Here is a 13,335-nt window from a genome sequence, read left to right as displayed (position 1 = left end):
ATATTCCTCCACCTTAATTCTCTTCTAATTTCGTAAGCTTAACGGTAACTTCAACCGTATCGGTGGTTGTCACCCCACCCGGTAGTGAAAGCGATACAGCTGTCCTGTAGGTTCCTGCTGCATCTTCGCCACCCTCGCTAATCTGTGATACGTCAATGATACCGGATACATCCTTTTCACTGATGGCATTCACATTCGCCGAAAGTCCGCTTACTGAAAGTGTAAAGGTCTTATTATCGTCAACTATCTGAGCATCATATCCCTCAGGGATATTCATAAGTTCGATCTGACTGTAGGGGATGCTGAGTGCCTTATCGCTCTTCTTATCAATATATGCAATAACAGTTGCAATACCGTTGAAGTCCTCATCACCAAAGCTTACATTGCCGGGAAGATATGCTGACAGATCTATTGTAGTCGTCAAATCTTCCGTACGCCCCGTCAGATCAAGCGAATCATCAGAAACGGTGATCGTATCAATCTTGTTAAGCACTGACATTCTTCCTGCAAGCAGAACACTGTCTGTATCGGTATCAATCTCTCCGGTAGCAACATATCCTTCAGCCGGAACTCCCGATACCTGATATGTTACAGGAACTCTCTTGGTTGCCAGAATTGTTACACTTACACCCACTGAAGTGCTGCTAAGCTTCAGATTATCCTTCGAAACTTCTCCGCCATCAGCATCATAAAGATGAATCTCTGCATTGGTTCCGATATTCGTGGTATAACCGGTTACTTCGACGTTTACAGAAGCTGTCTTTACACTCTGAACGATTGATTCTGCACCTGTAATTCTGATCTGGTTCTGATCAGTAACGACATCACCTATTATATACCCATCAGTCAAGGTACCCGTCGTAGAGGCAGAAATAGGAAGTGTCTTGGAATCTCTTCCTTCTATATTCAGCTTAACGGAATCTATCGTTCCCGTTATGCTCTGAATCTGATTTACATATTTATTTGTGTTAAGCTGAATTGCAACATAGTATGTGCCATCGATATTAGTGGTATTCTCAAGATCGGCTATGGCAACAACATTATCCCTGCTCAGGGAATCAACTATGGATCTGGGTGCATAAACGGTGACCGTGGATATTACATCACTGTCCTCCAAAACCTGATACACCTGATTGTTATCCGTTATACTGTTTGCATTTCTGAATGTGACCGGAACATTGCTGAATCTCACTGAATCAACAGGGTCACTTATGTTTGTAACCAGGAACCAAAGAAGTGCGGCAAATAAAAGCGAAGCAATCTTCAGCCCCAGATTGGCAGTCAAATTTAGCTTCTTCATTTCGCCTTTCCTTTCACCGTTTTGTTACTTATTATTTTTTTCTTTTTGTCCTTCTTTTCTTTCTTATCTTCAGTAGCCTTATTCTGTATCTGCCTCAGTCTCTCTCGCAGGCGCTCACTGTCGACTGCTCTCTCGAGCTCTCCCATGTAAGCAACACTTATTTTTCCTGTCTCTTCGGAAACAATTATGGTAAGTGAATCTGTAACCTCAGAAACACCGACACCTGCACGATGTCTTGTTCCAAGCTCTTTTCCAAGCTCCATATTGTCGGAAAGAGGAAGATAGCAGGTAGCCGATGTTATTCTGTCACCTCTGATAATAACCGCACCGTCATGGAGAGGTGTATTGTGTTCAAAGATGTTGATAAGAAGCTGGCTTGTTACCATTCCATCAATATCAATACCCGTTCTCTCGTATTCATTAAGAGAAGAAAGCTGCTCAATAACAATAAGCGCACCCGTTCTCACCTTGGCCATCTCCACGCAGGCCCTTATAATCTCATTTATTGTCTTATCTGAAAATCTTCCCTCTTCCGTTGTCTCAGTAAAATTTAGGAGTCCATGGAAAAAGTTTCTTCTGCCTATACCTTCGAGCGCCTTTCTCAGTTCCGGCTGCAAAATAACAACCATAGCCGTTACAGCAATTCCAAATACGTTCCTTACTATCCACAGGATGGTCGACATATTGAATGCTGCGGCAATAACTATAAAGACAACAATAACTACGACCCCTTTTAAAAGGGACCATAGTCTCGTGTTTTTGGCCCAAACCAGAATATGGTAGATCAGGAACGCTATGATCAGCATTTCGATGACATCAAGTGCCCTGACTCTTGGCATATGCAGGCTTGTCAGATTGTTTTCAAGAAAAAATACGATCTGTTGCATCTATCTTACTCGCCTCGGTCTTTACCTCTGTAATCCTTGCCCGCACCGGATACATTTATCTTCTTAACCTTCGGTGCAGGAGTGGAAACCGTAACCTTCGGAACGGCCTTTACGTAATAGTAGTACTCATCGTCTTCAAACTGCACCTTCTCAATTCTCGTATAATCGAGATTAAAGGCAAAGAACTGAAGCACCATGAGCAATAAAATTGAAATAATTGTCTGCACGATAACTCCCAGGAAAGAAAGTCCCGTGCTGTAAATCATGTCGCCCACAAGCAGACATATTATATTTGCAAGAGATCCTGCAATAATAGCTATGGTCCATGCATGATCAACCGACATGCGTCTTATGACATAAACAATTGCAAGCGTAATTGCAAAAGCCACAATGAACACCCACATACGCTTATTGGATAAAAGCTCCGAAATGATAGTCCGGAACTGTACTGCAGATTCCTCTATCTGTGATCCTGTCAATGTAGTAGCGTTCCCGGAAATATAATTCACAAGAAATGCAACTATTATTCCAAAGGACATTGAAACAATTGAAGCAGGTGTTCCCATAAGCCCCAGAGCGATAGGCATCACATAAGGAATGCTCAAATAAAAACACATAGGTGTCAACATTACCGCAATTGTATCTTTCGGTGAAAACCTGAAATAAAGCAGAAACATCAAAAGAAAAACAATGAGTGCAACTACTGCGCAAAACAGAGATAATTTATAAAGATGTGCCAAAATAAATCCGGCAGAAATAAGCACCATAAAATTGGAAGGCATTATGGAACACAATAGTGCAGCCATAAGCAATATGGGCAGTTTTGTCAGATTAGCCTGATAACCGATCTTATTACCGATCATGGTAAACGCGATCAGAGAAAGTAAAAACTTCCAGATATATGTTATGTATAACTCATATTTTAAATAAAAATTCTTGATATATTCTCGTATTTCCAGTAAAGACGTCATTTTCCTTATTCCTTTTCATACATTCTGCCAAGCTTCTTAAGGCAGGAGTAATATGCCCTCATATTCTTTCGCATTTTTCCGTATCGGATAGAATAAACGATGTATGAAATCACTGAATATACAGCTACAAGCGCAATGTAGTAGACCAAATATTTCCGTGCGGTTGCAGCAATATCTGTATTGTATACGTCCTGCAGCACATCAGAAAAATGATACATCACATAGGCAGCGACCAGTATCAGATATACCACTGTGGCACTGATAATAGACCTCAGCACCTGGAATCCGACATAGTCGCTGCGAAAATACGAATTTATAGCGTTATTTTCTTTCCCCTCACGCTGCTCGTAGGCAGCCATCCTGGTCATCAGGATAACTCTCTCCTCGTTTAACATTATAGTCCTCAGGTTTTAAGAAATTTCATTCCGGACGTCGAGCTGGGCTGCTGGGCCTGTTTCTTTGCAAGTTCAGCCGCAAGAGCCTGCTGACGCTGTTTAACGGTATCATTAAGCGCATTAGTAACCGTAGCCTTGCACTTAGCACAAAGCCTACCTGTAGCAATACGCGCTCCACAATTCTCACATGTTATCTGAATCGGAGAATTCTCGGTAAACATAAGTCTCTCTTCAAGGATCCACTTCTTAATCTGCTTTGCTGGACAAGAGCAGTCCTCGGCAATCTGCTTGAGACCGCTTCCGGGATTCTCCTGAATGTACTTCTTTACCTCCTGGAATTTCTCCTCAATCTCCTTCTTGCAAACATCACACAACATCTCGCCGGCAATGTAATTAAACATCTTGCCACATCTTGAACAATTACGAATATTACTCATGATATCCTCCTATTAGCAGTGCATATTTTTCACACCACCTGGCCTATTGCAAGCGTAACAAAGAATATCCTTTCCACCCCGTGTCTTCGGAATTCTCTTGCGAGCTCGTCCATAGTACTGCCGGTCGTGTAAATGTCATCAACAAGGATAATACACTTAAATTTTACATCATTTTGGCTTATATTAAAAGCCTTTTTCAAATTCGAGCGGCGCTCGGAGGAGTCAAGCATCTTCATGGGAACCGTGTCTCTGACCCTTCTTACGATATCATTTCTGACAGGTACTCCAATCCTTTTTCCAAGGGCATCCGCAAATACTTCCGCCTGATTATAGCCTCGTTTTCTCTGCTTTTTGTCATACATCGGCACCGGTATTACGGCATCCGCACGCATCGCTTTCATGGCTTTTCCAAGATATTGCATTGCAGCTTCCCCGTAATAATCGGCATATTCTCTTCTTCCCGAATATTTGAACCTGTATATGGATCCGGAAATGGATCTGTATCTGAAAACACCGAACCCCCTGTCAAAATAATGTCTTGTTTTTTCACAGTCGGGACAATACTCCTTATCCGCATCAGATAAAGGTTTACCGCATTTCATGCAGATAATTTTGCCTGCAGGCTTTATCACCCTTTTACACTCCGGATGTATCAGCCCTTCCTTACGTTTTACAATAGTGTCGCAGACCGGACATCTTCTGGGATACAGAATGGAAATGACCCCCTCGAGAAGTTCCTCAGCCTGCATCCGCCACCTCCAGAATTCTTGTCTTTAATCCCGTATAGCGTCTAAGCTGCTCCTCATTTCCTATCATTGTATCAATAGTCTCTGTATTTCCCAGAACCACAACACATTTCTGAGCCCTTGTCACGGCCGTATACAAAAGGTTCCTGTTAAGAAGCATTCTCGGCCCTCCAAGAAGCGGCAAAATAACCGCCGGATACTCGGAGCCCTGAGACTTGTGTATGGTTATCGCATAGGCATGCTCAAGGTCATCAAGTTCGGAAAAGGGATAGGTCACACATTTTCCCTCATCGAATTCAACCGTCATCTCTTTCATAACGATATTGATATCCTTCACAACACCCATATCACCATTAAAAATGCCGAGTCCCTTTTCGATAGCAATCCCGTTTTTTCCGCATATCTCCCACTCAGCCTGATAGTTGTTGTGAATCTGCATCACGCGGTCTCCCACACGGATAACCCTCTCTCCATGCACATATTCTTTCTTCCCGCTGTCGGCCGGATTCAGATAATTCTGCAAAACGCTGTTAAGTGTCTGCGCCCCGAGAGGTCCTCGCTTCATGGGCGTAAGCACCTGAATATCCTCAGATCCGGCATCAACATAGCCAGGGAGTTTATCTCTGATCAGCTCAATCATATGCTTATAAATGACATCCGCGTTATCTCTTTTAAGGAAAAAGAAGTCCTTGCTCTTATTATCCAGCTTTATAGGATCTCCATCCTTTATATGATGTGCATTCATTACAATATCACTCTGCTGCGCCTGTCTGAAAATCTTTTTAAGTGTAATTGTTGTAAAGCATTCACTTTCTATAAGATCGCGCAGCACCTGCCCCGGGCCGACGCTCGGAAGCTGGGAACTGTCGCCCACCAGAATAAGATGTGTTCCCGGTATAACGGCCTTTAAAAGCGATGCAAAAAGATGCATATCAACCATGGACATCTCATCGATAATTATGGCATCAGCCTCAATCGGATTGTCAGCGTTTTTGTCAAAATGGAGCCTTGTCTTCTCTCCCCGGTCCTCCAGCGGCGCTCCGCCGCCCATTCCGAGTAGTCTGTGGATAGTTGAAGCCTGATAGCCCGTTGCCTCGGTCATTCTTTTCGCCGCACGCCCGGTAGGTGCCGCCAGAACTATCTCCATCTGCTCCTCGGCATAATATTCAATAATCGTATTTATAGTTGTAGTCTTACCTGTTCCGGGACCGCCCGTAATGATAACGACACCGTTTCCGGCACTTGAAGCTGCTGCTTTTCTCTGCAGTTCATCCAGCTCAATACCACGCCTTTTCTCAATCCTTTTTATTCTGTCCTCAAGGCTTTTTTCGCTCTCATGTGAGACCTGCAGATTAAGCTCTCGAAGCATAACAGCTATTGCCTGCTCCTCGTAGTAGTAGGATGCAGCATATACTTCATCATCCCCCTTGTAGATGAGTTTTCGCTCCACCATGAGATTATCCATCTGCATTCCTATGCTGTCCTCAGATACTCCGAGAAGCTCCCCGCTCCTTTTTATGAGTTCGCTCTTTGGAAGAAAACTGTGACCGTCCTGCGCTCCCTCGAGCAGCACATAGAGAATTCCGCTTCTTATTCTGTAATCGGAATCTACGCTGATTCCCACCTTGGACGCAATTTCATCGGCGGTTTTAAAGCCGATTCCCTCAATATCATCAGCAAGCTTATAGGGATTCTCCTTCAGAATCCTGTAAACCTGATTGCCATATTTTTCATAAATCCTGACTGACATGTTGCCCGTGATTCCGTATCCGGACATAAAAACAAAGGCATCTCGCATCTCTCTCTTATCCGCAAGCTGAATGGCGATATCTCTTGCTTTTTTCTCACTGATGCCCTTGATCTCTGCAAGCCTCTCCGGCTCATCCTCTATTATCCTGAAGGTATCCTTACCGAATTTCTTTACAATTCGTCTCGCCATAGTCTCGCCGATTCCCTTGATGGCGCCGGAGCCTAGATATCTCTCCATCGACTCCGTATCATCCGGAGCGGCGATCTTATAGCCGGTCACCTTTATCTGTTCACCGTAGACAGGATGTTCTGTCATCTCTCCCGATATCTCAAGAGTATCCCCCTCATCCACATCTATAAAGCTCCCGACACAGGTGATTTCCTCACCGTCGCTGACAAAAACCATAACTCCATAGCTTCTGTCAGGGCTTCTGTATATAAAATGATCTATATATCCCTTTACTTCCATTTTCCTCCCAAAGGACAAAACTATTCCCTCTTCGTTTAAAAAGAGGGAATAAATAATTGCTTATAATTTATAAATCGTAATTTCTCTTCATGTTCTCATACAGCATCTGGGCCAGTCCCACGCTCTGTTTGTCAGCTCCTGTAGCCGCTATATCCTGAATTGTCAAATCCTTGAAATAGTCAACCATTTTCCCCATGGATCCCGACTCATCCTTGCTGAATACCTTGGCTGTCTTCTCATAGCCCTTGTAGATCTGTTCCATGAAGTATGCCTCAAACTGCTTGCAGGCATCCATGAGCTCTTTATCTACCTGAGCCTTATCCTCCTCCGTCTCGATTCGTCTGACTTTGGAGGCCGCCGAGTTTATCTTCTCGGATGCAGCCTGGCTGCTGGCGTACTGTGAAATTCCCGATAAGCTGTTCATTGAATTCATATCAATAGCCATATCTTATACCCTTATTATCTCTTCAGACCGTTTGCTGTCTGCATCATCTCATCAGTTGTGGTAATTGCTGTAGAGTTCATCTCATAAGCTCTCTGCGCTACGATAAGGTTAACCATCTCAGTCGCAACATTTACATTGGAGCCTTCCAGATATCCCTGAACCACCTGGCTTCTTCTGATACCGGCTGTTGTGGCTTCGGGTAGAGCATTACCGCTCGCCATTGTTGCCATAAAGCTTGTATCTCCGACCCTCTCAAGTCCCTCCGGATTTCTGAACTGGAAGAGAGCAATTGTTCCTATATCCTGTCTGTCCTGGTTCGCATCGAGGTAATAAAGATTACCTTCCTGGTCGCAGGTAATATCTGTAGCCTTAACGGTTTCTGCATTAACAACCAGAGGCTGTCCGTCTATTCCGAGAACCGGATTACCTTCAGAGGTTGTAAGCTCCAGCGTATTCTGCTCTGTAAGCGCCCATACAAAGTTACCGTTTCTGGTGTATCTGAGATTAGCGGCATTCAAATCCTGAGCATCTGTCGAATATACGAAGAATCCGTCTCCCTGAATCGCAAATGCCGAACTGGAATCGTTGTCCTGCATATTTCCCTGTGTAAAGAAGGAATTGATGGATGAAACTCTTACACCAAGACCAACGTCCGAATTAACAGGTGAACCTGTGGTCTGTACCGTCTTGGTTTTCAGCTCCTGATAAAGTAAGGATTTGAATTTTGCGCTCTGCGCTTTATAACCCGCGGAATTGACATTCGCGAGATTGTTTGCGATGGTATCAACGTTTGTCTGCTGAGCATTCATTCCGGATGCTGCTGTCCATAAGCTTCTTACCATATAATACCTCCTGGCAATTTAGAAAAATAACCTTCATCTTGTAATATAGCCATATTCTGCCAATTAATTTATCGACATTTTATCAGGCATACTTAACCTTTATTAAGTAATTCTTCCAAGCTGATTCACTGCTATATCAAGAGTGTCATCCTCTGCCTGCATTGCCTTGGCATTGGTATCGTAATTTCTCTGAATGGTGATAATATTGGTCATCTCATTGACCACACTGATATTGGATGACTCCAGATATCCCTGATTAACCGTAGCATTAGCTGCCTCGGCAGTTGTGGATACCACCTGAGCTCCGCCGTCACCGATGATAAAAGCATTATCCTGATATCTCTGTAAAAACTGCGGAGAGTCAAAGCTTGCCACCTGAACCGTAGCAACGACATTCTGATTCTGGATAATTCTGCCGTCCTGTAAAATTGTAGTATCCGCCAGGGGATCAATCTGAATAGGATTATTGTTGACATCCAGGACATTATTACCCTCGCTGGTGACAAGGTAGCCATCCACTGTAAGGGTAAAATTACCGTCTCTGGTATATTTGATAAGCTGTCCGCCTCCATCCGGATCATCGGAGGCAAAGGAAGTAGCAAAAAATGCATTACCGCCGGCGGTCATGTTGTCATTAACCTGATCGGCATCAACATTCGGAAGCCCGTTATTAAGAGCGAGATCAAATTTCTGCTCAGTATGTCTTAAGGCTCCCTGTTCAAAATTGGTATAGGCCCCGGCAAGTTTAACGCCGGGATTCATAAGGCCGAGTCTCCGCGCTGTCCAGGGTGCATCGGAGTAATCCTTGATCTTCAATCCCAGAAGATCACGGAATGAACGGCTTACCGTACGTTCCTCCTTGAAACCGGTGGAGTTCACATTGGCAAGATTATTGGTCTCGATATCCATGCGACTCTGCTCGTTGATCATACCTGTATACGCGGTGTACAGACCTTTTACCATATTTACCTCACTAAGTGATTACTTGTTAGCCTTCGCGATATCCTGCAAGGAACTCAACATAGCGTCCTGTTCCTATTGCAACCGCAGTCATGGGATCCTCTGCTGTCACGGTATTGATACCTGTCTTGGATGCAATCAGGTCATCAAGTCCGCGAAGAAGGCTGCCGCCACCTGTAAGAACAATTCCTCTGTCTGCGATATCTGCAGCAAGTTCCGGAGGAGTCTTCTCCAATACGCTGTGGATAGCTTCCACGATCTGGGCTGTGGTCTCTCTCAAGGCCTCTTCAGTTTCTTCTGAGGACACCTTAACAGTCTTCGGAAGACCTGTTACAAGGTTACGTCCTCTAACATCCATATAATCAGCTTCTGCTCTGGGATATGCTGCACCAATCTTGATCTTGATATCCTCGGCTGTTCTCTCACCGATAAGAAGATTGTGCTTTTTACGCATATATCTGACAATAGCTTCATCAAAATCGTCGCCCGCAATCTTTACAGATGTGCTGACAACAGTTCCGCCAAGGGAAATAACCGCGATATCGGAAGTACCACCACCTATATCAACGATCATGTTGCCGCAAGGCTTTGTAATATCTATTCCTGCGCCGATTGCTGCTGCAATGGGCTCCTCAATGATACGAACATCTCTGGCACCTGCCATAAGAGTTGCATCCTCAACCGCTTTACGCTCAACCTCTGTAACCCCACTGGGTACACATACTGCTATAAGAGGCTTTCTGAAGGTTCTGTGTCCGATTGCCTTGGTGATGAAGTACTTCATCATCTGCTCGGTAACTTTATAATCTGAAATAACACCCTGTCTGAGCGGTCTTACCGCAACGATATTGCCGGGTGTACGTCCAAGCATCAGTCTCGCATCCTCACCGATAGCCTTGATCTTCTCGGTATCTCTGTCATACGCTACAACCGAGGGTTCCTTCAAAACTACACCCTTACCACGGATGTAAACAAGGATACTTGCTGTTCCTAAATCGATTCCTATATCTGTATACTGCATGTAATCTATTACCCCTTTCTGGAAATAAGGCTCAGAGCGCATAGTCGCTCACAATAACTTTAATAATGATATAATTCATCTGCCATTATAAACCAATGGGGCAAGTTTTTAAACATCTAATCGTATTTTTTATTACTATGTAGTATTTACACACATGGAATAACGCAGTAAAACACCTACACCTAATCAGTATTTTTATCGGCAATACTTTATAAAAACTTTATACTTTTATATAAAAAATTTTTATTTTTTCTCGAGCATCTTTTTGATATAGGCACCTGTATAGGACTGCTTACACTTCGCCACCTGCTCAGGTGTACCCGAAACCACAACGGTTCCGCCGCCGGAGCCGCCCTCGGGGCCCATATCTATGATATAATCTCCGGTTTTGATGACATCAAGGTTGTGTTCAATGACGATAACCGTATTGCCCGCTTCCACCAGCTCATGAAGAATTTTCACAAGTTTTTGTACATCCGCAAAATGAAGTCCTGTCGTAGGCTCATCCAGAATGTAGATGGTCTTACCTGTACTTGCTCTGGAAAGTTCTGTTGCAAGCTTTATTCTCTGAGCCTCACCTCCAGAGAGCTCCGTGGAGGGCTGTCCCAGTTTGACATAGCCAAGTCCCACATCATACAAGGTTTTGATTTTTCTTCTTATGGTCTTTATGTTTTCAAAGAAAGGCAGCGCCTCTTCAACTGTCATATCAAGAACATCGTAGATATTCTTTCCTTTATAATGTACCTCCAGCGTCTCTCTGTTATAGCGCTTTCCACCGCAGACCTCGCAGGGAACATATACATCCGGAAGGAAATGCATCTCGATCTTGATGATTCCGTCTCCTCCGCAAGCTTCGCATCGTCCGCCCTTAACATTGAAGGAAAATCTTCCCTTCTTATAGCCTCGTGTCTTGGCGTCGGGAGTACCCGCAAAGAGATCTCTTATCATATCAAACACACCTGTATAGGTGGCAGGATTGGATCTGGGCGTCCTTCCTATGGGTGACTGGTCAATTGCGATGACCTTATCAAGCTGTTCTATACCCTCGATTCCCTTATGTTTACCCGGAATACATCTTGCTCTGTTAAGGTCTCTCTCCAGGTGCTTATACAGAATCTCATTTACAAGCGAGCTCTTGCCCGATCCGGATACACCGGTAACAATAGTCAGAACGCCGAGAGGAAACTTCACATCTATATTCTTAAGATTGTTCTCCTCTGCACCCTTGACCTTGATCCAACCGGTCGGTTTCCTTCTGTGATCCGGAACCTCTATCTTAAGCTTACCCGAGAGGTACTGTCCTGTGATGGACTCCTTAACCTGCATGATCTCTTCGGCTGTTCCGGCAGCAACAATCTCACCGCCATGCGAGCCCGCACCAGGCCCCACATCCACGATGTAATCAGCTGCCCTCATGGTATCCTCGTCATGTTCGACCACAATGAGAGTATTTCCGAGATCCCTGAGATTCTTAAGTGTATTCAAAAGTTTGTCATTATCTCGCTGGTGAAGACCAATACTGGGCTCATCAAGGATATAGCATACTCCACAAAGCCCTGAACCTATCTGCGTCGCAAGTCTTATGCGCTGTGCCTCCCCACCCGACAGAGTTCCGGTTGCTCTTGAGAGCGACAGATAATCGAGTCCCACATCTATAAGGAATCCGACTCTGGCTCTAATCTCTTTCAAAACCTGAGCTCCTATAAGCTCCTGCTGCTTTGTAAGCTTTAAATTCTCAAGATATTCATGGAGCTCTCCGATTGACATTGAGGTAATCTCAAAAATATTTTTATCGTCAATCGTAACAGCCAGCGAATCAGCCTTAAGTCTCTGACCCTTACATGCAGGGCAGGGAGTGATGCGCATATACTGTTCATACTCCGCCTTCTGATTTTCCGAGTAAGTTTCGCGATATCTCTGCTCCACATTTTTAATGAGTCCGTCAAAGGTGATGGGATATCTTCCCTCACCTCTCTGTCCGGTGTACTCGACCAAAACCTCCCTGTCTGCACCGTGAACCAGCATGTCTCTTACTTTCGCAGGCAGTTTCTCATAGGGTGTATCAAGGCTGAACTTGTAGGACTTTGCCAGTGCTCTAAGCATAGCATTGGTAAAGCTTCCCTCCTTACCCGAGGACTGCCATCCCATAACCTGAAAACAACCTTCGCTTATGGAAAGCGACTTATCGGGAATCATGAGATCCTCATCAAATTCCATCCTGTAACCAAGTCCCGTACACTCGGGACAGGCACCGAAGGGATTATTAAAGGAAAAGCTTCTGGGTTCGATCTCGGAAATACTGATGCCACAGTCCGGGCACGCGAAGCTCTGGCTGAAGTTCATAGGCTTTCCGTCTATGACATCAACCGTAAGAAGCCCCTCCGCAAGATTCAGAGCGCTTTCTATAGAGTCCGTAAGCCTGCCTCTAAGCTCCTCGTTATCAGCTCTTATAACCAGTCTGTCGACTATTATCTCAATATTGTGCTTAATATTTTTATCAAGCTTGATCTCTTCCGAAAGGTCGTACTGGCTGTCATCAATTCTCACACGGACAAAGCCCGCTCTCTTCGCTCTGTCCAGAACCTTGGCATGCTCACCCTTCCTGCCTCGAACGACAGGGGCGAGTATCTGGAATCTTGTACCCTCCTCCAGGGACAATATCTGGTCAGCCATCTCATCGACGGTCTGCCTTCTGATCTCTCTGCCGCAGTTAGGGCAGTGCGGTATACCTATACGGGCATAGAGAAGTCTGAAATGATCGTATATCTCAGTCACCGTACCAACTGTGGATCTCGGGTTCCTGTTTGTTGACTTCTGATCTATGGATATAGTGGGCGAGAGACCCTCTATTTTCTCAACGTCAGGCTTATCCATCTGTCCCAGAAACATTCTCGCATAGGAAGACAGAGACTCCATATATCTTCTCTGCCCTTCCGCAAAAATAGTATCAAAGGCCAGGGAGGATTTTCCCGATCCCGACAGTCCCGTAAATACAGTAAGAGTCTCCCTGGGGATGTTGACCTCCAGGTGCTTTAGGTTGTGTTCGTTTGCTCCGCGAACACGTATGTAGTCGTGTATATCTTCTGATAGTATCTTTTTCGCCATTTTATGCC

General features: G+C 44.6%; 12 protein-coding genes. All 12 read right to left on the bottom strand.

Annotated features, from left to right (window positions below; translation table 11 throughout):
- Positions 1-13: 13 nt before the first annotated feature.
- The 12 genes from BMW61_RS04620 to uvrA all read right to left on the bottom strand — a co-directional run bounded on the left by BMW61_RS04620 (position 14) and on the right by uvrA (position 13,327).
- Entirely contained in the window at positions 14-1,300 is a 1,287-nt protein-coding gene (locus BMW61_RS04620) for a CdaR family protein (RefSeq protein WP_091820049.1), read from the bottom strand.
- Positions 1,297-2,187, bottom strand: a complete 891-nt coding sequence (cdaA, locus tag BMW61_RS04615) for a diadenylate cyclase CdaA (RefSeq protein WP_022760322.1) — start codon at positions 2,185-2,187, stop codon at positions 1,297-1,299. The genes BMW61_RS04620 and cdaA overlap by 4 nt, the downstream gene beginning before the upstream one ends.
- Positions 2,188-2,192: 5 nt before the next feature.
- On the bottom strand, positions 2,193-3,158 hold the full coding sequence (locus BMW61_RS04610) for a hypothetical protein (protein ID WP_022760323.1): 966 nt from the start codon (positions 3,156-3,158) through the stop codon (positions 2,193-2,195).
- A gap of 5 nt (positions 3,159-3,163) precedes the next feature.
- Positions 3,164-3,553 (bottom strand): hypothetical protein, encoded by a 390-nt coding sequence (locus BMW61_RS04605; RefSeq protein ID WP_022760324.1) that lies wholly within the window; start codon positions 3,551-3,553, stop codon positions 3,164-3,166.
- An 8-nt stretch (positions 3,554-3,561) separates the two neighbouring features.
- Positions 3,562-3,990 (bottom strand): flagellar protein, encoded by a 429-nt coding sequence (locus BMW61_RS04600; RefSeq protein ID WP_022760325.1) that lies wholly within the window; start codon positions 3,988-3,990, stop codon positions 3,562-3,564.
- A gap of 29 nt (positions 3,991-4,019) precedes the next feature.
- On the bottom strand, positions 4,020-4,739 hold the full coding sequence (locus BMW61_RS04595; RefSeq protein WP_091820048.1) for a ComF family protein: 720 nt from the start codon (positions 4,737-4,739) through the stop codon (positions 4,020-4,022).
- Positions 4,729-6,954, bottom strand: coding sequence for an SF1B family DNA helicase RecD2 (recD2, locus tag BMW61_RS04590; protein WP_091820046.1), 2,226 nt, complete (start codon positions 6,952-6,954; stop codon positions 4,729-4,731). Before recD2 ends, BMW61_RS04595 begins: the two co-directional genes overlap by 11 nt.
- Before the next feature lie 67 nt (positions 6,955-7,021).
- The gene (locus tag BMW61_RS04585) at positions 7,022-7,399 is read right to left on the bottom strand and encodes a rod-binding protein (protein ID WP_022760328.1); all 378 of its coding nucleotides are present in this window, start codon (positions 7,397-7,399) and stop codon (positions 7,022-7,024) included.
- 14 nt (positions 7,400-7,413) lie between these two features.
- Positions 7,414-8,241 carry a flagellar hook-basal body protein gene (locus tag BMW61_RS04580; RefSeq protein WP_022760329.1) on the bottom strand — a complete coding sequence of 276 codons (828 nt, stop codon included), beginning with the start codon at positions 8,239-8,241 and terminating at the stop codon, positions 7,414-7,416.
- A 102-nt stretch (positions 8,242-8,343) separates the two neighbouring features.
- Positions 8,344-9,204, bottom strand: coding sequence for a flagellar hook-basal body protein (locus tag BMW61_RS04575; protein ID WP_091820045.1), 861 nt, complete (start codon positions 9,202-9,204; stop codon positions 8,344-8,346).
- Positions 9,205-9,229: 25 nt separating this feature from the next.
- Positions 9,230-10,222, bottom strand: a complete 993-nt coding sequence (locus tag BMW61_RS04570) for a rod shape-determining protein (RefSeq protein WP_022760331.1) — start codon at positions 10,220-10,222, stop codon at positions 9,230-9,232.
- Positions 10,223-10,465: 243 nt separating this feature from the next.
- Positions 10,466-13,327, bottom strand: coding sequence for an excinuclease ABC subunit UvrA (gene uvrA, locus BMW61_RS04565; RefSeq protein WP_022760332.1), 2,862 nt, complete (start codon positions 13,325-13,327; stop codon positions 10,466-10,468).
- Between the last annotated feature and the right edge of the window lie 8 nt (positions 13,328-13,335).

Source organism: Butyrivibrio sp. ob235 (genome assembly GCF_900109475.1).
Classification (GTDB): Bacteria; Bacillota; Clostridia; order Lachnospirales; family Lachnospiraceae; genus Butyrivibrio.
The sequence above is the reverse complement of the archived record's forward strand: the minus strand, read 5'-3'. Positions and strand labels throughout refer to the sequence as shown.

Coding starts and splice junctions, on each gene's coding strand:
- BMW61_RS04580 (WP_022760329.1), bottom strand. CDS start 8,241: ATGGTAAGAAGCTTATGGACAGCAGCATCCGGAATGAATGCTCAGCAG.
- recD2 (WP_091820046.1), bottom strand. CDS start 6,954: ATGGAAGTAAAGGGATATATAGATCATTTTATATACAGAAGCCCTGAC.
- BMW61_RS04595 (WP_091820048.1), bottom strand. CDS start 4,739: ATGCAGGCTGAGGAACTTCTCGAGGGGGTCATTTCCATTCTGTATCCC.
- cdaA (WP_022760322.1), bottom strand. CDS start 2,187: ATGCAACAGATCGTATTTTTTCTTGAAAACAATCTGACAAGCCTGCAT.
- BMW61_RS04610 (WP_022760323.1), bottom strand. CDS start 3,158: ATGACGTCTTTACTGGAAATACGAGAATATATCAAGAATTTTTATTTA.
- BMW61_RS04585 (WP_022760328.1), bottom strand. CDS start 7,399: ATGGCTATTGATATGAATTCAATGAACAGCTTATCGGGAATTTCACAG.
- BMW61_RS04570 (WP_022760331.1), bottom strand. CDS start 10,222: ATGCAGTATACAGATATAGGAATCGATTTAGGAACAGCAAGTATCCTT.
- BMW61_RS04620 (WP_091820049.1), bottom strand. CDS start 1,300: ATGAAGAAGCTAAATTTGACTGCCAATCTGGGGCTGAAGATTGCTTCG.
- BMW61_RS04605 (WP_022760324.1), bottom strand. CDS start 3,553: ATGTTAAACGAGGAGAGAGTTATCCTGATGACCAGGATGGCTGCCTAC.
- BMW61_RS04575 (WP_091820045.1), bottom strand. CDS start 9,204: ATGGTAAAAGGTCTGTACACCGCGTATACAGGTATGATCAACGAGCAG.
- uvrA (WP_022760332.1), bottom strand. CDS start 13,327: ATGGCGAAAAAGATACTATCAGAAGATATACACGACTACATACGTGTT.
- BMW61_RS04600 (WP_022760325.1), bottom strand. CDS start 3,990: ATGAGTAATATTCGTAATTGTTCAAGATGTGGCAAGATGTTTAATTAC.